Genomic DNA, 21,140 nt, shown 5'->3' with positions numbered 1-21,140 from the left:
CCACAGCGGGCATTGGAGAAATCTAATGTCCGCTTTTTTTTGTGTATCTTTTGTGGATAACAAAGTGAGTTTTCCACATAAAATACCCTAAATGTTGAGAATTTGTGGAAAACTGAAAAGTTGTACACAGATTTTATACAAGTTTTCAACACTTTTTCCACATTTTCACATTATAAAGAGGCATCGAATGAGCAAAATCGCTATCAGAATCAATGCTGCGGATGTCGTGGCAGTCGCACTTGAACCGCTTTCAAAAGGAACCTGCGTAACACTTGAAGCAATGGACGATGTTCCAGAAGTCTCTGTTACACTTCAGGAAGACATCACAGCAGGTCATAAATTCGCAATCAAAGACATCAAAAAAGGCGAGCCAGTCATCAAATACGGCTACCCGATTGGAGCCGCAACAGAGGACATCGCAACAGGAAAACATGTTCACACACATAACATTCACACTTTGCTTTCCGGCGAACTTGAATACACTTATGATGAAGCAAAGGCAAAAGCGGCTTACGATGCCTGGTACAAGGAAACTGAAAAACTTCGCGCAAATGTTCCGACGGTGAATGTCTACAAACGCGCTGATGGTCGGGTCGGAAGCCGAAACGAAATCTGGATCGTGCCTCTCGTTGGCTGCGTAAACAAAATCTCTGAAAATCTTGCCATGTGGGCAAACGCTAAATTCTGCGCAGGAGAGCCAAAACCGAGCGAGAAGGGCGGTGTCGAAGGATTTTTCACATGGACTCATCCATACGGCTGTTCTCAGATGGGCGGCGACAAGGAAACAACTGCAAAAATCCTTTCTGATTTGGTTCATCATCCGAATGCGGGCGGCGTTCTGGTCGTTTCACTCGGCTGTGAAGAAAACAATGTTCCGTATTTCAAGGAATTTTTGGGTGAATACGACGAAAACCGCGTAAAATTCATGGTCACCCAGCAGTTCGAAGACGAAATGGAAGAAGGCAAAAAGCTTTTGACCGAACTTGCTGAATACGCCGGAAAATTCCAGCGCGAAGAAGCTCCGCTCACAGACATCGTGCTTGGCATGAAGTGCGGCGGCTCGGACGGAATGAGCGGAATCACCGCAAACGCATTGATTGGCCGAATCTGCGACGCAATGACAGGAATGGGCGGCCGTGTAATGCTCACTGAAGTGCCAGAAATGTTTGGTGCAGAGCAGATGCTCATGAACCGCTGCGTTGACAAAGAAAGATTCGACAAAACAGTAAACCTTATCAACGGATTTAAAGGCTACTACGCCCGTCACAACCAGGTCTGCTACGAAAATCCTTCACCGGGAAACAAAGCAGGCGGAATCACAACGCTGGAAGACAAATCTTTGGGCTGTGTCCAGAAGGGCGGAAAAGCCCCGGTCACAGGCGTTTTGAAGTACGGCGAGCGGCTCCCGCAGAACGTAACAGGCCTCACCTTGCTTGAAGGACCTGGCAACGACATAGTTTCAACGACAGACATGACAGCCGCAGGCGCAAACATCATCCTCTTCTCAACAGGACGAGGAACTCCTCTCGGTGCCCCAGTTCCGACAGTCAAAATCGCCACAAACCACCCGCTCGCACAGAACAAACACGGCTGGATTGACTTTGATGCAGCCCGCATTCTCGACGAGCCAAGCGATTCTGTACGCGACGCACTCTTGCAGCAGATTATCGACATTGTTTCAGGCCGCGCCGTCACCAAAAACGAAAAGAACGGCTACCGCGAGATTGCGATTTTTAAGGATGGGGTGACACTGTAAAAAACACGGTGGTTGAGCCAGTCGAAGCCACCACCCCGCATTGTCGGGCATTTTACCCCCACCCGGCAATGCAATCTTTTCTCTTTTACAAAAATGCACTACACTCTTCTTATGAAAAAGATTTTTGGGGGCGCATCCCTCACTTCGTTCGGGTCGGGCTTTCCACGGTTACGCTTAAGCTCCATTGCTGGCGCAACGCTTCGCGCCGTTACAATCCCTTGCGCTTTTCTCCTTCTCGCACTTAGTGGGTGCAAAGAAAAGTCTCCTGCAACCGTTGCAGCAAATTCTTCAGAAGAGGCAGCAATCGCACAAAACAATGCAACTTCTGTAAAATCTTCTTCCGCAAACGGAAAAAAAATCGACTATGACCTTTCTGAAATGAACTCAAATCTCGTATATGCTGAAGTTTTCAATATGATGATTGAGCCTGAAATCTACGATGACAAGGTAATCAAAATGCGTGGAAATTTTGTTACCTACGAAAATTCTCCCACGGCAAACGGCGGCAAATCTTACGCTGTAATCATCTCAGACGCCCTTGCGTGTTGCAAACAGGGAATCGAATTTCGCTACGATTTCGACGGCAAAATGCCAAAAGACGGCGATATCATCACGGTTACGGGAGTTTATGTCACTGCCATGCTTCCAAACGATGTCGCTTACAATTATGTAAAGGCAGATTCTGTGGAAATGTAATCTTTTTGTGCCGATAATCATGGCATGAAGAAATTTGCTATTTTTATCGGGATTTTCTCCTTTATTTCAGGTTTTGCGTTCTCGCAGACAAAAATCACATATTCTGGTGATTCAGGTTATTCTCTCGTCGAAAGAACAAATCTCAGACGGTACATAAACGGAAAATACTCAGGCTTAACGAGCCGTGAAGTCCGTTCGTTTATCAGCCGGGCAAACGCTCCCAAAGGCATGCGCTCTTCTGAAAAAGACCGCTGGTATGACGGCAATTTCTTCGTGCTTGAAGAGACTCTCCGTGATACCCATGCGACAATGGCCGGAATCCACGATACAATTCCTTCAGTTTTTAAGATTTCTACGGACGGAAAAATGTCCATGATAGAAGACAATGGATATCCGACTTTCAGAGGCTTTCCTTCATATCCCGCTGATGAGCTTAAATCGGGCGATTCATGGACTGGGCAGGCAGAACGAGCCGTTGACCCGATGAACAAGGGCATTTTTACACGAATGCCTGTCCTGGTACGATATACCTTCGCCGACAGTGAAGTTTACAAAGGCGAAGATGTTTACAGAATCAAGGCAATCTGGCAGACAAATTATCCTGCCTCAAGTTACGGTGCGGATCCGAGAGGGGATTCTACGCTCAAAAAAGGAATCGGCAGTCACAAAGCAGACATAATCGTTCGCAAGGCAACAGGAGAGGCGATTTTAATCAGTGATTTGGTTGATGAGACCTTCGCTTACGCAGACGGAACTCAGGTCAATCTCAAAGGCACAATCACCATGTTCACCGAATACCCGCCTGCAATCGACCGCGACAAACTGATTTTTGCATTGAACCGAATCGCAAAGGCAGAAGAACCACCAGCAAAACCAGCCGTCAAAACAGAAGTTGCAGGAACAGCTATCGCTTCTGTAAAAGAAACTGCACCATCAGCTCCGAATTTCGGCTTTGGAGAAAGTCCTGCCATAGCAAAGGCACCAGAAGCAAATTCTTCCGGCACAGGCAGCACGCTTTCAGAGAAAATTTCATCAGCAAGCGGCAATTCATCTTCAGGAAACGATAAAAACAATATGGTCTTCGAGGAAACGCCCGCTGGAATCAGACTTTCGGTTCGAGACATAAAATTCAAGGCTGATAGTGATGATATTGTTGAAAGCGAAGGTGCCAGAATTGACGAAATTGCAGAAGTTTTGAAACTCGCACCAAATTCTCAGTTTTTGATTGAAGGCCATACGGCTGCAACTGGAAGACCAGACGGCGAATATAAACTTTCCGTTCTGCGTGCAAAAAAAATAGCGGCGGAACTCTCAAAACGAGGAATTTCCGCCGACAAGTTCATTTGTAAAGGTCACGGTGGCAACAAACCGATTGCAAGCAACTCCACCAACTCAGGCAAAGCGCAAAACCGCCGTGTAGAAATCACAATTTTGGAATAAAATCCTTAAAGAGCTTACTTCCTTTTTCCGGAAATTGTGATTGTCGCGATTGTCGGTGCTTTTCCGCCCGCAATTGCTGTTTCACCGTTTCCATCGCGTCCATAAAGAATCACACGGATGTTTGCGGTTGACCCCTTATTGATTGTGTATGCAACTTCATAAGTCTTTTTGGCAGAGCGTGCTTTTCTTGATTCATCAAGTGCAAGTTCTGTCTTTTTACCGCCTGAAATGCCCTGAATCAAAACAGCGACATTGCTTGTTCCGTGGTTTCCGAAAGCAGCTTCAATCTCATTGATTTCAAGATTTTCCTGGGCTGTAATCGGGAAGTCAACATAAAGAGTGTCTTTTCCTTCAATCTTTCCAGAATATCCTGTGTAAGTGATTCCGCCTTTTGCGAAGGTTGCGTTAATTTTTGAAGCATTGTGTTTCCATGTACCTGCAGAAGGAACAGCTTTATTTGCCTTTGCGATGTCCTCATTGTCGCTTCGACCTTCAAGAGAATTGCTTGCGTCCAAGCTGTCCAACCATGTGACAGAGAATGAGTTTGGATCCGGCTTTGAGATTACGAGCTTGAATTCACCAGAAACACCTTTTTCGTCTTTTGCAGTTGCTTTGACCGTAATTTCAGTGTCTTCGGCAACAGGTTTTGAAATAAGGAAGCCAGTCTCATCAATGCTTGCGATGTTTGAATCAGAAACAGTCCATTCATAATCAGCATTTGTAGGTCGAACAGGAGTGAGGCTTGCAGAGAACTGAAGGCTTTTTTTGCCGTAAATCATCTTTGCGTTATCAGCAGAAGAAATTTCGATGCTCTGAACAGGCACAAATTCAACTTTTTTGTCTGAAAGAACAGTGATTTTAGAAATTGTGGTCTTCTTTGTGGCGGTGATTGTTACAGCAGAAGGAGCGTACACAACATAAGCCTTTTCCTTGAATTTTACAGGTGAGCCAGTGTTGAAATCATAGAAGCTTTCGCCCTGCTTTGCGGCCTTAATCGTTCCGTTTCCGGCAGCACAGCCTGTTACAGAAACAACCGATTTTGCCTTAACCGGAATTGTGATTTTGCTTCCTGCTTCACCGACAAGTTTTCCGTCCACTACAGCAAATCCTTCGAGGCTCAAGTCCTTATAACTCTTTTCGTCAGCAAAAGTATAAGTCGTGAGTTTTGCCTTTTCTTCGCCTGAAAGAAGTGATTTTGAAGAATCTTTTGAGACTTTCCATCCGTGCTCTTTTGCGAAATTTTTGACATCCCAGTATGATTCCAGGTCTTTTTTATATTTGAGGGTTGTGATGTCGTAGTATCGGTTGAGGATTGAATCTCGTCCGCTGAATTCAGATTTTACATCGCTGTCTGAAAGAACATATGCCTTTCCATCAGTTTCTGCACCGATGCTTTCAGCAGTTGCCTTATCGATTTTCCATCCGATTACAGTGTCCAAAACACCTTCTGCGGTGAGGGCATTTCCTTTCCACAAAGATTTTTCGATTCCGCTCGCAGAACTGTTAACGAAAGCAACCTGATTGTAGTAGCCTGAATTCCATGGCGTTCTTGCAAGATAAGTTTTTTCGCCGTCCTGAGATGAAATTTTTGAATTGAAGATTACGAGACCTTTTGCAGCCTTGTTTCCGATTGTCATTCTCGGAGCACCGATATAAGAAGTCGGGTCTGTGTGGAATTCATCAAAAAGGGAAACAAGCTCACATTCTTCAAACAAAGCGACTTTTCCGCTTTCTTCCATCCAGATGAAGTCCGTGTCGCCTTCGACATAGCACTGATAGAACCATGATTTTCCTGTCATGCGGAGTGTGTCCTGATATGACTTGAATGCACAGTTATATGCGGCAAGATTTCCAGTTGAATCGAAGCCGATTGTCTCAGCCTGACCGTTTGAGCCGGTTGCGTTTTTTCGAAGGAATGTATTATGGAATGTGATATTCTCTACGGTAAGATTTCCTGTGCCTTCAAATTCAAAGACACAGCGTGCTTTCTGACCAGATGCCTGCTTGCATTTGAGCAAATCGCCATTGTTCTCTACAGCGATTACAACATCTTCGCCATATTTTGCGCTTGTATCGCCCGAAAGAGTGATGTCAGCCGCACCATTATAATAGAGAACTTCTTCGTAAGTTCCTTTTGGTACTTTGATTGTGTATGAACCTGAATCTGAACCTATTGCATCAAGAGCTTCCTGAATTGTAGCAAAGTTCTTTGCAGCAACATTCTTTCCAGAAAGGGTGACTTCCGCAGAAATCTGTTGAACAGCGGCGGTAAATGCAAGTCCGGCCGCAAGAAGACCAATTATTTTTTTCATGAAAATTTCCTCCATTTTCTGATTCTAGTATTCTATTTGTCAAATACCGAAAAAGAAATGGAGAAAAAAAACATGAATTTGATGAATAGAGACAAAAAAGACAGGACTCGCGAAGCAATCTAACTCTGCATTGTTGTGTTCTTTACGATAACATCATGTGCGCCGCCTTCCGTAATTGAAACAGAAGAAACCAGCGTAAGTTTTGCTTTCTCCTGCAATTCAGGAATCGAAAGCGCACCACAGTTACACATCGTGTGAGTGACCTTGCGTAAAGTCATGCCGACGCCATCATGTAAGTGACCGGCATAAGGAACATAAGAATCAACGCCCTCTTCAAAGGCCATTGATTTTTTGCCGCCCAAGTCATATCGCTGCCAGTTGCGTGCTCTGTTGCTGCCTTCGCCCCAGTACTCTTTGACATACTGACCATTAACCACGAGTTTGTTTGAAGGAGACTCGTCGAATCGGGCAAAGTAACGACCGAGCATTACGAAATCCGCGCCCATTGCAAGTGCGAGCGTGATGTGATAGTCGTGAACGATTCCGCCGTCTGAGCAGATTGGAATATAGATTCCTGTTTTTTTGTAATATTCATCTCGAGCCTTTGCAACTTCGATTGTAGCAGTTGCCTGACCACGACCAATACCTTTCTGCTCACGAGTGATACAGATTGAACCGCCGCCAATACCGATTTTGATGAAATCAGCACCAGCATCTGCAAGGAAGTTAAAGCCTTCGGCATCAACAACATTTCCTGCACCGACTTTTACATCTTTACCGAATTTTTCGTGGATGTCTTTGAGAGCCTTTTCCTGCCAGTAAGAAAAACCTTCGCTTGAATCCAAAACGAAAACATCTGCACCGGCTTCAAGCAATGCCGGAACTCGTTCCATATAATCGCGTGTGTTGATTCCGGCACCAACGATGTAGCGGTGTTTTGAATCCAGAAGCTCAAGCGGGTTAGATTCGTGAGTTGCGTAATCTTTTCGGAAAATCAATGAAACAAGATTGCCGTTTTTGTCAACGACAGGAAGCTGATTGACCTTTTTATTCCAGATAATCTCATTTGCTTCGCTGAGGGTGATTCCTTCCTGACCTGTGACCATTTCAGAAAGCGGAGTCATATATTCAGAAACTTTTGAATTCGGCTTGCAGTGCGTGATTCGGAAATCTTTTGAGGTGATGATTCCAACCAGTTTTCCGTGTGCAGTTCCATCTTCAGTAACGGCACAAGTTGAATGACCAGTTTTTTCGCTCAAAGCGATTACATCTTCCAAAGTCTGATCAGGACGAACATTTGAATCGGAAGTAACAAATCCTGCCTTGTAAGATTTGACCCGCGCAATCATTGCTGCCTGGTCTTCGATTGACTGACTTCCGTAGATAAAACTAATTCCGCCTTCTTTTGCGAGAGCGATTGCCATTTTATCATCCGAAACAGCCTGCATTACGGCAGAAACCATTGGAATGTTCATGCTGAGAGGAGATTCTTCTCCGGCCTTTTTGTTGAATTTGACGAGCGGTGTTCTAAGGCTCACATTATCAGGAATGCAATCCTTGCTTGAATAGCCCGGAACCAGAAGATACTCACCGAAAGTGTGTGACGGCTCAGAAAAGTAAAATGCCATGATTTTCTCCTATTTTTTTTAATAAATAAATTGAATGAGTATAGCAAAAAAATTAAGTAAAATTCAATAAATTTTTTAATCCAGATTGAAGAAAATAAGCTTTTTTTAAATGAATCTATGCTATACTGTCTTCATGCTGATTTTTTCGAGCGGGCGTACAGACATTCCTGCTTTTTACTCAGAGTGGTTCTTGAATCGAATACGCGACGGCTTTGTTGATGTGCGGAATCCATATTACAGTGAACAGGTTGCAAGATACAAACTCACGCCGGATGTCGTTGACTGCCTCGTTTTCTGCACAAAAAATCCTGCCCCAATGATTCCGCATCTTGAAGAACTCAAATCAAAGAAAATGGGCCTTTACTTTTTTGTAACAATCACGCCTTATGAAAAAGATGTCGAACCAAATGTCCCCGAAAAAGAGCAGGTTCTTGATTCCTTCATCGAAATGAGCAAAATCTTAGGAAAAGACCAGGTTTGCTGGCGTTACGATCCAATCTTCACGGACGAAAAATATTCAGTTTCCTTCCATATAAAAGCATTCAGAAAGATGGCCGAAAAACTTCGCGGCACGACCGACCGCTGCATGATTAGCTTCATCGATTTGTACGAAAAGACCAAAAAGAATTTCCCCGGCATAAAAGAAGTTTCTGAACAAGACCAGAAATTCCTCGCGCAGTCATTTTCCCGAATCGGCTTTGAAAATGACATAAAAATCGAATCCTGCGCCGAAAAACTCGACTTAACAGCGTATGGTGTTGAACAGGGCGCCTGTGTCAGCCGTCAAATTGTTGAAAAAGCGAGCGGAATTCATCTTCTCGCCAAAGCTGGAAAATCTAATCTTCGCAAGCACTGCATCTGTCTTCCAACAACTGACATCGGGGCTTACAATTCCTGCCCTCATCTGTGCAAATACTGCTATGCGAATTATGACAAACGCCTTGTCGAAAAGAATTTTGCAAGGCACAATCCGAATTCCACATTTTTGCTCGGCGAATCCAAGCCAGACGATATTTTTCATTATGCAAAACAGGAAAGTCTTCGGGACAGGCAGTTGTTTTTGTTCTGAAATTAGCCGATAATTTTATAAAGAGAAGATTTTATGAAGAAATTTTTTATAAGCATTCTCGCATTAGCAATTTTCTCAGGGAGCGCCTTTTCAAAACAGTGGACAAACAATATCGGTGCAGGAGTAAGTTTTCCGCTTTCATCAATCGGAGTCAGCGAAACTAACTCAAAAGACATCTTTCAGACCGGCTATGGAATCGAAGGAACTTACATCGGTTTGCACGAAAATGACTTCACGGCAAAGGCAAACATTTCAATCGGTCTTGCAGCATCAAATGATCTTTCCAGCAAAGAAAGCACAGAATGCGGCGTATTTGAGAATATCGCGCTCGGTGCAGGCTATTCTTTTGTAAACACCGAATCAGCACTTTTCGGAATCACCGGCATGTTCGGTGTCGAAATGGGTCAGTATTCTTTCGCCGATGAAGATGATGAAACTTCACTCTCGCTGGTAACAATCAGTTTTGGTGCAGACATTTTTGGAATTTACAGGTTCAATGAACGAATCGGCTTATTTGCAAATCTGAACACCCGCTGGATTGCCGACGGAACAGCCCGAAGCGAAATCGAAACGGAATCAATAATCAACGGAAGTAAAAAACAAGTTACAAATTCAGAAAACACGGACTTATCAGGAAAATTCATTTTACAGCCGACAATCGGCGTAATCTGGAGCTTTTAAAGCACAAAATCCATAAAAAAATCTGTAATTACTTTTTTCTATTTTCGATTTCCGATATAATTCAACCTATGAAAATCGTAGACATTCTGAATAAAAAGAAAGTTTCGCTCTCCTTTGAGGTTTTCCCACCCAAAAAGCAGGACGCACTTGAATCAATAAAAAATACCGCTATATCGCTTACTTCACTCAATCCTGATTTTATAAGCGTCACTTATGGAGCTGGCGGCACAACACAAACATACACTGCCGAAATCGCTTCAGAATTGGAAAAGCACGGCACAGCGGCTCTTGCTCACCTCACTTGCGTACGCTCAACCCGCGAAGCACTCAATCACATAATCTCAAATCTAAAAGAAAAAAATATTTCAAATGTTCTCGCCCTTCGAGGTGATTTTCCAAAAGATGCCGTTACAGGCGAAAATGTCTTTCCATCAGGCTTTGCGCACGCTTCTGATTTAGTTCCGTTGCTCAAAAAAGAAGGTTTCTGCGTGGGCGGTGCATGTTACCCGGAAGGCCATCCAGAAAGTTCCAGCCGTGATAATGATATTGAAAATCTAAAGCATAAAGTTGAAGCTGGTGTAGATTTTTTGACCACTCAAATGTTCTTCGACAATGACATGCTTTATTCTTTCCTTTACCGTTTGCAGTCAGCGGGTATTCATGTTCCGGTTATTGCAGGAATCATGCCGATTACAAATGCGAATCAGGTAAGCCGCATGGTAGACCTGTCAAACGCTTACATTCCACGAAAACTTCTTGCAATCTGCGACCGTTTCAAAAACAGTCCGGAAGCAATGAAACAGGCTGGAATCGCCTATGCCACTGACCAGATAATCGACTTGATTTCAAATGGCGTGCGCGGGATTCACATCTACACGATGAACAAACCGGAAATCGCACAGGCAATAATCAGCAATGTAAACGAAATCATAAAAGCAACGAATCAATAGGGCGTAACGGCTTCGCCGTCGGGCTTTCCGCCGTTCCGCTGTCGCTCCATTCGCTTCGCGAACAAGCGGCTACTATCCCTTACGCATAAAAAAAGCACCTCGAAAGGTGCTTTTTTTGCATACACTGCCTTTTTGAACGCTTATTTTTTCTCAAAGAATAGAATCATCGGGCTTGCGCTTCTTGCTGTGACGACGCCATCTTTAATTGGGGCGTGTGTTGCATCTTCGAGGCGAAGGCCTGTTTCTGTGAGTTTGTACAGAAAGTTAACGCCGTCTTCCATGCCGGTGAAGTGCATTGTAATCACGCCGTCATAAGAAGATTTGAGCGAATTTGAAATGAAGTAATCAAGCGTGACAGTAACAGAGCCAATTGCCTTGCTTGCGATGATGTTCGGCTGCAAAAGCTTGTAATTGCTCCATGTAACCGAATTTTCGTTATTGAATTTGATTGTGCCGTAATTCGAGCTCTTGAAGACAGGGCCAGCCTCGGCAATTCGCTTTAATTCACTCTGCCGCCTTGCAAGCTCATTTTCAAGCAGGGAATCAATATCTTCAGCCAAAGCAACCAGAGTTTCATTCTTTGGGCGCCCCTTTTCGATGTACTGAAGAATCATCGTGTCGGAATTTGCACCACGAATCGTCATTTTAAGATTGCTGCCCGCAAATTCATATTCCTTTTCGGCCTTTTTAACGATGTCCGTATAAGTCCATGAACCGCCAGCATTTTCCGTATTCAAAACAGCCGTTCCCGCAAAGCCAGAATCTGCGTTTTCGATTACAGTACCATCACCGCTTAATCCTGGAATTCCGAACGAAAATCCGTAAACAGGATTCATTCGGTTAATGTCAATTCTTCCGACCTTAATCATGTTCTTAAAGCTTTCAGGGTACCATTTTTTTGCAATCAAGCTCTGAATAATTGCCTTGTCGCCGTTGTTTTCACCCTTCAAATCTTCAGTTTTAGCACCAGAATCTTTTTTTGCCAGAGAAACATCAAAATCTTCAGTCGTAAAAACATCAAGATTGTGAGAAAAACACCATCCGTAAGTGCCAGACTCAGTTAAAACCCTGAGCCATTCACCGCTCATGTTACCCTTTCCATTCGTTACAGCCGCTCCAGCCCCACGATACAGACAGCGGATGATTTCGCCCTCACGAAGACGATAAACCTGTTTCGAAGTGTTCACCGCGTCCGCACGAATAGGAAGACCGTCAAGTTTTACTGAAGCATAAGTGTGTTCAAATTCAGAAAAACGCTTCTGCTGTTTAAGGGCCTTTGATTTGCTTTCAGGTTCAGTAAGCTGCCATAGAGGAACCTCAAAATTCTCCTTTACACCAGGAATTGAAACTACATAAACCTGAGAGATATTCGACTTAATGTGTACCTTCAAAATCGTACCGTCTTTAAGTTCATGTTCCGCATTGCTCCACAAAAGCACGCTGTAACCAAGATTTTTGCCACAAGATGAAAAAAGCCCCATCAAAATGAAAGCTGAAATCAAAAGGAAAAGTTTTCGTAAAGACATAGTATTGTAATTATATAGAAAAGAGTGAGAAAAATCACTATAATCTTAGCACTATGGCTGGATTTTATGATTTTTATGATGTAGCTGTCGTTGGCGGTGGTCATGCTGGAATTGAGGCGGCTCTTGCTTCGGCACGAATGGGGCTCAAAACTGTTTTAATCACACAGACTATCGACTCCATCTCACGAATGAGCTGCAATCCTTCAATCGGTGGCATCGCAAAAGGCAACATCGTGCGCGAAATTGATGCCCTCGGCGGCGAAATGGGTAAGCTCATCGATAAATCAATGATTCAGTTCCGTATGCTGAACAAAAGCCGCGGACCGGCAGTTCAGTCACCACGAAGTCAGGCCGACAAACTTCTTTATTCTAGCCTTGCCCGCCAGACTGTCGAAACTACACCGAATCTTTTTACGCTCATGGACACCGTTGTGGATTTGCTCACAACAGAAAGTGAAACTCAGCTTCCACCAGCCGAAAGCACACAGAGCGGTCAGATTCCGGGTGAATTTACAGAAAAAGATGTTTTGACCGCGGCCGCAAAATCTGGCAAAAGACAGAAAATCACAGCCGTCGTAACGGAGCGCGGAAGATTGATTCCAGTGCGCTCAGTTGTTCTCACGACAGGCACTTTTTTGGGCGGACGCATTTTTATTGGCGAATACGATGCTCCTTGTGGCCGAATCGGCGAGCAGGCAGCTTTTGGTCTCACTCAGTCACTCAACCGCCTTGGATTCACGACAGGCCGATTGAAGACAGGAACTCCGCCACGAATCTTAAAGCACACAATTGATTTCTCAAGTCTTGAAATTCAAGCGGGAGACGACACAATCGTTCCATTCTCTTTTGAAAACGAAGAAGTTACCCGTCCGCAGGTTCCATGCCATCTGGTCTACACGAACGCAAAAACTCATGAAATTATCCGTGAAAATATCGGCCGCTCCCCACTCTATTCTGGCAAAATTCACGGAATCGGCCCACGCTACTGCCCTTCAATCGAAGACAAAGTAATGCGATTTGCCGAGCGAGAACGACATCAGCTTTTTGTTGAGCCAGAAAGTCTTGCAACCGATGAAATTTATCTCAACGGTCTTTCATCAAGCCTGCCCGAAGAAGTTCAGGACGCTTTTTTGCGCACTTTGCCGGGCTTTGAAAACTGCCATGTAGCTCGCCCAGGCTATGCCGTTGAATACGATTATGTTGAGCCGACCCAGCTTTTCCCGTCTTTGGAAACAAAACGAGTCGCAGGCCTTTTCAACGCAGGTCAGATTAACGGCACTTCAGGCTACGAAGAAGCCGCAGGTCAGGGCTTAGTCGCAGGAATCAACGCCGCCCTTTACGCACGAAGTCACAAAGAATTGTGTGGTGGCTTGTGCATGGCAAAATCAGGGCTTGGTCAGGTTCCGGCCAGCGCAGAACCAAACGCATTCGCTTTCAAATCGCATTTTACGCTCGAAGAAATCAAGCATTTTGCAGAAATTTCAGAGAAAGAAACCCATGCAGTCAACTCACTTCTTGAAGATTTCCAGAAACAGCAAGGAAATGAAAATTTCCACAAAATTCCTGAATACGAGCCATTAATTCTTGGCCGCGATGAAGCATATATCGGTGTTTTGATTGATGATTTGGTCACGCTCGGAACAAAAGAGCCGTACCGAATGTTCACGGCACGCGCAGAATACCGCTTAAAGCTCCGCCACGACACAGCCGACCGCCGCCTTGCCGAAAAAGCATTTAAGGTCGGAATCAAAACAGAAGCTCAGTTCGAAGCGACAAAACTCAAATATCAGCAGGTTGAAGAAGCGACAGAAATTTTGCTCAAAAAAGCAGATGCTGAAAACCCTGGCTTCCCTGCAATCGTGTGGGAAATCGCGCAGGAAGACGCAAAATACAAATATTACATCGAAAAGCAAGACGCACGAGTCGCAAAAATGCACAAAATGGAGCACTTTCACATCCCTGCCGATTTTGATTACGGAAAAATCCCGGCACTCTCAGGCGAAAGCCGCCAAAAGCTAGAAGCCGTCCGCCCACTCACGCTAGGCCAAGCCAGCCGAATCTCAGGCATCCGAAATTCGGACATCATGTTATTAATGGTGTACTTGAAATAGGGGGTACGGGGGCAAAGCACCTGTAGATGGGGGTGTGTGAGCAACGAAGTGCGAACCAGGGGGAAGGCTTTCCCCCTAAAAATTGCTAACTTCTCACTGCTCATTGCTAATTATCTTAACCATCTCGTCTTTGCTGAAAATGCCTGCATTGCACAAATCGACGGCAAATTCAGAAATTGACTTGTTCAGGAAAAGCAAATCTTCCGTGCACAATGAAAACGGAATGTCATTTTCGGCCACTTCACGAATAAGTTTTGCTTTTTCTTCTGATACGGAAAGAATCGGCGCAGGGCTGAACTCGACATGAATATTATTGTCTTTTGAAAAACTGATAATTTCTGGGAAAATTTTCCCACTTTTGAACTCTTCCAAGTCATCATAATTAAAGGCGATGTTCGGATTCAAAAGATGCGTCGGATGAAGATTCTGCATAAGCTCAAAAATTTCTTCATGAGTCTTCAAAGTCCTGCACCCCAGACATGAAATTCGCGATTTCAAATTCATTTTTCGGGCAGTATTGAAAATTCCCAGAAATTTTTCAGGATTATCCGCGAATGAACTTCCGTAAAGCTCAATTCCTTTAAAAACACCACTTTCCAAAAGCATTGTGGCAAGCGTAATATTGTTTTCTTTGTCAGTGTTGATTCCAAGGAAAGGGTTAATTTGAATCTGCTTTGAATATTTTTCAGCGGCATTTTTTACGACATCAACAAATTCAGTGGCATTCCTGCATTTTGAAATGAAATTTACATTTACGGTGCCGTTCAAAACTTTTACATTCTCACAAACGCTCTCTGAAATCGAATGGCAGAACAAAAGAAGCAAATCATGTGCCGTTCCAACGCGTGTATGAGTGTAATCAAAAAATTCCGGCCAAAAGCCAAAAGATTTATCAGTGCCTATGCTCTTAATATCAAAATTTGAATAAGGAGGAAGATAGAATCCAGCCCATTTTATATAGTCTGAATACCTCATTCCTGTACTAAGATGCTTGCAGGAGTCAATTTTTGAGATTCGGAGGAAATCAGAAATAGAAACCACGGTGTGCTTCCTTTTTTAGGATTTTAGCTCTATTTCCAGTTTTCTTCAACGAGATTCTTGTATTTTGCTTTTTCTTCATCAGAAAGGAATGAGTCATCAAAACTGTTAAGGATGACCTTTTTTAAGTCAGCCTTTGAAAAGTGAAGTTTTGAATAAAGATTCCAATATTCGTCCAAAAGTTCTACACCAAAGAAAATCGGATCATCTGTCGCAATTGTGACAGGAATTCCAGAGTCAAACATTTCACGAACAGGATGCTCGCTCATTTTTTTGACATATTTTTTGGTAAAGACATTGCTTGTCGGAGCAACTTCAACAGGAATATGTTTTTCGGCAAGATATTTTACAAGTTCTGAATCCTGAACAGAAGTGATTCCATGTCCAATTCGTTCTGCATGACAGATTTTAAGTGCATCCCAAATTGATTCAGGGCCAACATCTTCGCCGGCATGTGCAACAGCATGGAATTTATCAGCAAGAGCTTTTTCAAAAACAGGACCAAAATCACCAGAAGGACCTTTTGATTCAGCACCGCCCAAACCGATTCCGATAAAGCCTTCAAACGGATTTGCCTTGAACATTTTGTAATTGTTTTCAGCATTTTCAAGACCAAAGGTGCGTGAAACATCGCCTAAAAGCCAGACCGTATATCCTGTTTCGTCCTTAATTTTCTTGAGATTTCGCTCGAAACACTTTGCCATTTCAGAATAGTCGAAACCTTTTTTGATAAATGCAGACGGGGCAAAAAAAGCCTCGCAGTGAACAACGCCATTTCGAACAAGATAATTCTTGAGGTCTTCAAAAATGAGGTCAAAATCAGAAACTTCGGTAAACAAATCCTGAACTTTGAGGAAAGCCGCGATGAATCCGTTCAAATCAGAATAAGAGAAAAGTTTTTTAATTTCAGCATCACTGAACTCTACGCCGTTCTTTTTGAGATAAAGTTTTTTTATAGTCTCCCGGCTCATAACAGCTTCAATATGAATATGAAGTTCTGCCTTTGGAATGTCTTTGAAAAACTCGTAAAATTCTGATTTATTCATTCACCAGCCCCATTAGAATTCATTTTTTATTCTAACTTAAATTTCGGCAGATTTCAGATAAAAGTTGAAAGAAATTAGGAATTAGCAATGAGAAATGTACAATTATCTTTTTAAAACAACTTCCAATTTCTCATTGCACATTGTTAATTGTCAATTTTCTCCAGTTCTTCAACAAGATTTGCGAAGACATCAAGTGCTGCCTGAACAGGCTCGGTTGTGCTCATGTCAACACCGGCGACTTTCAGGCTTTCAATCGGATATCGGCTTCCACCGCTCTTGAGGAATTTGAAGTAATCCTCGCGCTCTTTTTCACCGCCTTCTGTGACGCGTTTTGCAAGTGCAAGAGAGGCAGAAATTCCTGTAGCATACTTGTAGACATAGAATGCGTTGTAAAAATGCGGAATTCTAAGTCCTTCCATATCGCTTTCTTCTTCAAAGTGCATTTCGCTTCCAAAATACTGAACCAAAAGCTCACGGTAGATTTTTCGCAAAACCTGAGCCGAAAGAGGTGTGCCATTTTCAACAAGTTCGTGTGCTTTAAGCTCGAATTCGGCGAACATTGTCTGACGGTGTAAAGTGGCAAGAATATCATCAGCGCGCATTGAAAGAAGATATGCCTTCATTTCTGGAGTTTTTGCTTCTTTCAAGAGATATTCAAAGACAAGTTCCTCGTTGAAAGTTGATGCGACCTCAGCTTCGAAAATCGTGTAGTTGTAGCACATAAAAGGATTGTTGTGAGCCGAATAATAGCTGTGCATTGAATGTCCGCCCTCGTGAGCCATTGTGAACACATCACGGATTACATCATCCTTGTAGTTCAGAAGAATGTACGGATAGCCGGTGTAGCAGCCCGATGAGAACGCACCGCTCCGCTTTCCCTTGTTTTCGTAGCGGTCAACCCAGCCGTTCTTCAAGCCGTCGCAAAGAATGTCAGTGTATTCCTTTCCGAGAGGTTTGAGCGCATTTCGGCAGATTTCAACAGCTTCATCATAACTGGTCTTGCATTCAACATCCTTTACGAGCGGAACATAGACATCATAATGACGAAGTTCTGACACGCCCAGGAGCTTTTTTCGCAAAGAATAATATTTGTGCAAAGTCGGAAGATTTTTGTGCACGGTTTCAATCAAATTTCGGTAAACCGACTCAGGCACTTTGTTTCCGTAAAGAGCCGCCTCAAGCGATGATTTGTAACCTCGTGCGCGTGCCTGAAAAATGTCCTGATTTACGCTTCCTGCATAAAGAGAAGCGATTGTATTTTCGTGCTTTACGAATTCCTTGTAAAAGTTTTTGTAAGCCTTTTCGCGCACCGCACGGTCAGGATTATGAAGGAATGTCGAAAAAGTGCTCTGTGTAAGCGGTTTTTCTTCTCCGCCTGCATTTACGCTCTCAAACTGCAAGTCAACATTCGTAAGGAGAGAAAAAGCCTTGTCCGCGGTCTGACCGCTTTCTGCCTGCAAAGAAAGAATTCGCTCTTCCTTTTCGCTCAAAATGTAAGGCTTATGATGAAGTTCTTTCTGCAAAAAGATTTTATAGTCGGCGAATTCAGGCAAATCCATCCAGGAATTGATTTTTTCGTCAGGAATTGCCATAAGTTCCGGCGCAAAGAAAGAAGTTGCACTTTCGGCAGCAGAATATGCCATCAAAGCGCGGCCTTCCCTGTCCTGAGAAGCGGCATCACTTTCATCCGCAGTGTGTTGAAGTGACGCATAGCTGTAGACAGTCTCAATTACCTTTTCGAGCGCTTCGTTCGCCTTGAGACAGCCGAGCAATGAATCCGAAGATTCGCCCATTTTGCCCTTGAATGAAACTACATCATCAGAGAGCTTTTTAATAGAAGAAAGTGCTTTTTCCCAGTCTTCGTCAGATTTGTATAAAGTAGACAAGTCCCATTTGTCGCTAGAAGGGACCTCGTTTCGTGCAGGAATTGTATTTTTAGCCATGTAAGCATTATATAACAATAACCTTATTTTTGAACAGCATAGATTAAATTTCTGACCAATGAACCAGGGAGAAATTTTATGAGCAGAACAAAAAATCGGGTTGAACGGTATGGAATTGCAAGAACCTTACCTTTCATTAATCGTTTATAAGCATAGCGGGCAACTTTTTTGCAGTCAGCAAACAAAAAATGCTTGAAAAGACTTGAAGAACCAGCTTCAGCACGCTCCCAAAAATCCGTTGAAACAGGCCCCGGACAAAGAGCCGTTATAGTGACGCCAGTTCCTTTGAGTTCGACAGAAAGTGCTTCAGAAAATGAGCGGACATAGGCTTTTGTCGCATAATAGACAGCCATTTTTGGGCCGGGCATAAATGACGCAACAGAAGCGACATTGAGAACCTTTCCGTTTTTGCGTGAAATCATCTGCGGAAGAAAATAGTGTGTGAGATTCGTTAAGGCGGCGACATTCAGTTGAATCATCTGCTGAAGTTTTTGCAAATTACTTTGAGCAAAGAATCCGAAATCTCCGAAGCCGGCATTGTTCACAAGAATATCGATTGACAGGTTCTGAGCGCAAACAAAATCAAAGATCAGTTTAGCAGAACCAATCATACTCAAATCCTGAGCAAAGGTCGTTACATGAATTTGAAATTCTGCTTCAAGCTCGGTTTTGAGTTCATTCAGTTTTTCAAGTCTGCGGGCAACAAGCACAAGATTATAGCCGTCTTTTGCAAAAAGCCGTGCAAGTTCGGCCCCAATTCCACCAGATGCACCTGTAATCAACACTGTCATGCCAATAATTGTAAAATACACTTTTGTTTCCGTCAACTTTTGCATCAGGAAGGCAAATGTCGAGTTTTGCAAATCTTCTGAAAACAACAAAAACAAGCTCTCGGCGGGAACATGGCACTGAACTCCACGGTTGTGCGAAATTGGAAATTAGACTCGCTTCGCTCGCTCGCACAAAGTGGGTTCGTGCCATAACCCCGCCTACGCTTGTTTTTGCATCACTCAGCAAATGCAAAACTCGGCATTTTTCCATTATATGCCGATATAGCCATCTAATGGCGAGTTTTGAACTTACCGGATATGGCAAAAACGGCGCGAGGGAGCGAAACGGCTTACGAAAACACTCGTTTTGTGCTGCCGCGCAAGCGGCAAATGTATATAGTTACAAGCACAAAACGCGTGTAGCAGGCTAGCCTGCGGTTTCGATAAGCCGTTATCACGACTGGGAGCCGTTTTTATGCAGTCAGTGAATTTCAAAACTCGACATTTGACCTAGAAGAAATATTCGCTATAATATCCGCATGTCTTCAAAAAAATCACGCTCGCTGCTTAGTGCAGGGCTTTCACTTTCGTTTTTTACGCTCTGTTCACGCATTTTAGGTCTTGTGCGCGAAATGACAAAGGCGGCTTTCCTGGGAACTTCAAAATATGCAGATGCGTTTGGAATTGCTTTTATGATTCCGAACTTGCTCCGCCGTCTTTTTGCTGAAAACGCGATTTCCGTCGCTTTTATTCCTACTTTTAAAGGCTATCTCGAAGATTCTGAATCCGATGAAGGCAAAAAAACTATCCGCGACTTTTTGAGCGCAACTATCACGCTGATTACATTTTTGACGACTTGTGTTGTTCTGGCAGGAATTTTGCTCACTCCGCTGATTGTACGCATCTTTCTGGATAACAACGATTCTGCTCTTCTCCACGAAACCACGATTCTTACCCGAATCATGTTCCCTTATCTCGTTGTGATTTCGATTGCGGCGTTTTTTCAGGGTGTTTTGAATGGAGTCAAAATCTTTTCGCCATCGGGCTTTACTCCGGTTCTTTTCAATTCTGTCGTAATTGCGGCAACTTACATTCTCACACCAATTCTCACCGGCAATATCGAAGACAGCGAAGTAAAAGCTCAGATGGCTGCCCGCGCAATGTCAATCGGCGTAATTTCGGGCGGCTGTGTTCAGGCACTTTTCCAGCTTCCGTTCGTGCTCAAAACAGGCTGGACTTTCCATTTTACCACTCTCAAAAAGGCTTTCACAAATCCGGGAACTCGCCGTGTAATGAAACTGATTGTACCGACGATTATCGGAATGGCGGCCTACCAGCTCAATGATGTCGTTTCCACGGCTCTTGCAGGCAAAGCAGGAACAGGTATCGTCTCTTCGCTCCAGTATTCGCTCCGCTTGCAGGAATTGATTTTGGGCATTTTCGCGGTTTCAATCGGAACGGTCATTTTGCCCGATTTGAGCGGACTGGCAAAAAAACAACTCTGGGAAGATTTCAATGCGATGCTCGTTCAGGCGGCAAAAATCATGGCGCTGATTTCGATTCCGGTCACTTTTTTCTCACTCGTCTGCGGCGAAGAAATCATTTCGCTCGTCTACAAGTCAAAGAAATTCTCAGATGAATCAGTCCGCCTAACGCTGGTGGCTTTCAGGATGCACATTGCAGGTCTATTTTTCATCGCGCTCAACCGAATCATTTCCCCGGCTTTCTACGCCCAGGGAAACACAAAATCTCCGACAGTGGCAGGAATTTTCGGTTTTGCGGTAAACATCGCGCTTGCAGTTGCAGTCGTCACATTCAGAAATAACGGAACGGGAGCCGGAATCGCGCTGGCACTTTCAATCGCAAGCTTTGCAAACACGGTCGCGCTTTTCATCTTTTTGAAGAAAAATCAAAATCTCGATGTAAAGGCAGTCACCAAGGGAACGATTTTCTACTCGCTAAAACTGATTGTATTTTCAGTAATCGCCGCAGTTCCAACCTTCTTCGTAAGAAACGCCTTGAATCAGCTTTTAGCAGGCAGAGGAAGACTGATTGGCTTTGGTCTGCCGGTCTTCGCCTGTGCAATGGTTTTCGCGATTGCAGGCGTGGCAATGCTTGTGATTACGAAAGATGAAATCGTAAGGGTAATAATCAGGAAATTCAGAAAAAGATAA

The 21,140-nt window shown here is 43.7% G+C and carries 15 protein-coding genes; 8 read left to right on the top strand and 7 right to left on the bottom strand.

Going from position 1 to position 21,140, the window contains the following annotated elements:
• The first annotated feature begins 187 nt into the window (after window positions 1-187).
• The 3 genes from Q0Q74_RS00940 to Q0Q74_RS00930 all read left to right on the top strand — a co-directional run bounded on the left by Q0Q74_RS00940 (window position 188) and on the right by Q0Q74_RS00930 (window position 3,892).
• Window positions 188-1,756, top strand: coding sequence for a UxaA family hydrolase (locus Q0Q74_RS00940; protein WP_294427628.1), 1,569 nt, complete (start codon window positions 188-190; stop codon window positions 1,754-1,756).
• 111 nt (window positions 1,757-1,867) lie between these two features.
• Window positions 1,868-2,452, top strand: a complete 585-nt coding sequence (locus tag Q0Q74_RS00935) for a hypothetical protein (protein WP_294427626.1) — start codon at window positions 1,868-1,870, stop codon at window positions 2,450-2,452.
• 24 nt (window positions 2,453-2,476) lie between these two features.
• Window positions 2,477-3,892, top strand: coding sequence for an OmpA family protein (locus tag Q0Q74_RS00930; protein ID WP_294427625.1), 1,416 nt, complete (start codon window positions 2,477-2,479; stop codon window positions 3,890-3,892).
• 14 nt (window positions 3,893-3,906) lie between these two features.
• Here Q0Q74_RS00930 and Q0Q74_RS00925 read toward each other — a convergent pair whose 3' ends face one another.
• Together Q0Q74_RS00925 and Q0Q74_RS00920 are read right to left on the bottom strand one after the other, a co-directional pair.
• On the bottom strand, window positions 3,907-6,204 hold the full coding sequence (locus tag Q0Q74_RS00925) for a pectinesterase family protein (protein ID WP_294427623.1): 2,298 nt from the start codon (window positions 6,202-6,204) through the stop codon (window positions 3,907-3,909).
• Between the two features lie 119 nt (window positions 6,205-6,323).
• Window positions 6,324-7,832 (bottom strand): IMP dehydrogenase, encoded by a 1,509-nt coding sequence (locus tag Q0Q74_RS00920; protein ID WP_294427621.1) that lies wholly within the window; start codon window positions 7,830-7,832, stop codon window positions 6,324-6,326.
• A gap of 133 nt (window positions 7,833-7,965) precedes the next feature.
• Between Q0Q74_RS00920 and Q0Q74_RS00915 the strand changes: the two genes are divergently transcribed.
• The 3 genes from Q0Q74_RS00915 (at window position 7,966) to metF (ending at window position 10,532) form a co-directional block, all read left to right on the top strand.
• The gene (locus Q0Q74_RS00915) at window positions 7,966-8,901 is read left to right on the top strand and encodes a DUF1848 family protein (RefSeq protein WP_294427620.1); all 936 of its coding nucleotides are present in this window, start codon (window positions 7,966-7,968) and stop codon (window positions 8,899-8,901) included.
• Window positions 8,902-8,934: 33 nt separating this feature from the next.
• A complete protein-coding gene (locus Q0Q74_RS00910; protein ID WP_294427618.1) occupies window positions 8,935-9,582 on the top strand; it encodes a hypothetical protein in 648 nt (215 codons plus the stop codon).
• A 68-nt stretch (window positions 9,583-9,650) separates the two neighbouring features.
• Window positions 9,651-10,532 carry a methylenetetrahydrofolate reductase [NAD(P)H] gene (gene metF, locus Q0Q74_RS00905; RefSeq protein ID WP_294427617.1) on the top strand — a complete coding sequence of 294 codons (882 nt, stop codon included), beginning with the start codon at window positions 9,651-9,653 and terminating at the stop codon, window positions 10,530-10,532.
• Window positions 10,533-10,672: 140 nt separating this feature from the next.
• Here metF and Q0Q74_RS00900 read toward each other — a convergent pair whose 3' ends face one another.
• Window positions 10,673-12,058, bottom strand: a complete 1,386-nt coding sequence (locus tag Q0Q74_RS00900) for an SH3 domain-containing protein (protein ID WP_294427615.1) — start codon at window positions 12,056-12,058, stop codon at window positions 10,673-10,675.
• A gap of 53 nt (window positions 12,059-12,111) precedes the next feature.
• Here Q0Q74_RS00900 and Q0Q74_RS00895 point away from each other — a divergent pair, with 53 nt between their 5' ends.
• A complete protein-coding gene (locus tag Q0Q74_RS00895; protein ID WP_294427613.1) occupies window positions 12,112-14,169 on the top strand; it encodes an FAD-dependent oxidoreductase in 2,058 nt (685 codons plus the stop codon).
• A 93-nt stretch (window positions 14,170-14,262) separates the two neighbouring features.
• Here the strand turns inward: Q0Q74_RS00895 and Q0Q74_RS00890 are convergent, their stop codons facing one another.
• The 4 genes from Q0Q74_RS00890 to Q0Q74_RS00875 form a co-directional block, all read right to left on the bottom strand.
• Window positions 14,263-15,210, bottom strand: coding sequence for a hypothetical protein (locus Q0Q74_RS00890; protein ID WP_294427611.1), 948 nt, complete (start codon window positions 15,208-15,210; stop codon window positions 14,263-14,265).
• 29 nt (window positions 15,211-15,239) lie between these two features.
• A complete protein-coding gene (gene add, locus Q0Q74_RS00885) occupies window positions 15,240-16,253 on the bottom strand; it encodes an adenosine deaminase (protein ID WP_294427609.1) in 1,014 nt (337 codons plus the stop codon).
• A gap of 143 nt (window positions 16,254-16,396) precedes the next feature.
• Entirely contained in the window at window positions 16,397-18,196 is a 1,800-nt protein-coding gene (pepF, locus tag Q0Q74_RS00880; RefSeq protein WP_294427608.1) for an oligoendopeptidase F, read from the bottom strand.
• Window positions 18,197-18,219: 23 nt separating this feature from the next.
• Window positions 18,220-18,987 (bottom strand): SDR family oxidoreductase, encoded by a 768-nt coding sequence (locus tag Q0Q74_RS00875; protein ID WP_294427606.1) that lies wholly within the window; start codon window positions 18,985-18,987, stop codon window positions 18,220-18,222.
• Between the two features lie 518 nt (window positions 18,988-19,505).
• Between Q0Q74_RS00875 and murJ the strand changes: the two genes are divergently transcribed.
• The gene (murJ, locus tag Q0Q74_RS00870) at window positions 19,506-21,140 is read left to right on the top strand and encodes a murein biosynthesis integral membrane protein MurJ (protein ID WP_294427603.1); all 1,635 of its coding nucleotides are present in this window, start codon (window positions 19,506-19,508) and stop codon (window positions 21,138-21,140) included.

The organism is uncultured Treponema sp., assembly GCF_946187725.1.
Lineage (GTDB): Bacteria > Spirochaetota > Spirochaetia > Treponematales > Treponemataceae > Treponema_D.
Note: the sequence above shows the minus strand (reverse complement) of the source record. Positions and strands in the feature narration are given on the sequence as shown.

Coding starts and splice junctions, on each gene's coding strand:
- Q0Q74_RS00940 (WP_294427628.1), top strand. CDS start 188: ATGAGCAAAATCGCTATCAGAATCAATGCTGCGGATGTCGTGGCAGTC.
- Q0Q74_RS00935 (WP_294427626.1), top strand. CDS start 1,868: ATGAAAAAGATTTTTGGGGGCGCATCCCTCACTTCGTTCGGGTCGGGC.
- Q0Q74_RS00930 (WP_294427625.1), top strand. CDS start 2,477: ATGAAGAAATTTGCTATTTTTATCGGGATTTTCTCCTTTATTTCAGGT.
- Q0Q74_RS00925 (WP_294427623.1), bottom strand. CDS start 6,204: ATGAAAAAAATAATTGGTCTTCTTGCGGCCGGACTTGCATTTACCGCC.
- Q0Q74_RS00920 (WP_294427621.1), bottom strand. CDS start 7,832: ATGGCATTTTACTTTTCTGAGCCGTCACACACTTTCGGTGAGTATCTT.
- Q0Q74_RS00915 (WP_294427620.1), top strand. CDS start 7,966: ATGCTGATTTTTTCGAGCGGGCGTACAGACATTCCTGCTTTTTACTCA.
- Q0Q74_RS00910 (WP_294427618.1), top strand. CDS start 8,935: ATGAAGAAATTTTTTATAAGCATTCTCGCATTAGCAATTTTCTCAGGG.
- metF (WP_294427617.1), top strand. CDS start 9,651: ATGAAAATCGTAGACATTCTGAATAAAAAGAAAGTTTCGCTCTCCTTT.
- Q0Q74_RS00900 (WP_294427615.1), bottom strand. CDS start 12,058: ATGTCTTTACGAAAACTTTTCCTTTTGATTTCAGCTTTCATTTTGATG.
- Q0Q74_RS00895 (WP_294427613.1), top strand. CDS start 12,112: ATGGCTGGATTTTATGATTTTTATGATGTAGCTGTCGTTGGCGGTGGT.
- add (WP_294427609.1), bottom strand. CDS start 16,253: ATGAATAAATCAGAATTTTACGAGTTTTTCAAAGACATTCCAAAGGCA.
- pepF (WP_294427608.1), bottom strand. CDS start 18,196: ATGGCTAAAAATACAATTCCTGCACGAAACGAGGTCCCTTCTAGCGAC.
- Q0Q74_RS00875 (WP_294427606.1), bottom strand. CDS start 18,987: ATGACAGTGTTGATTACAGGTGCATCTGGTGGAATTGGGGCCGAACTT.
- murJ (WP_294427603.1), top strand. CDS start 19,506: ATGTCTTCAAAAAAATCACGCTCGCTGCTTAGTGCAGGGCTTTCACTT.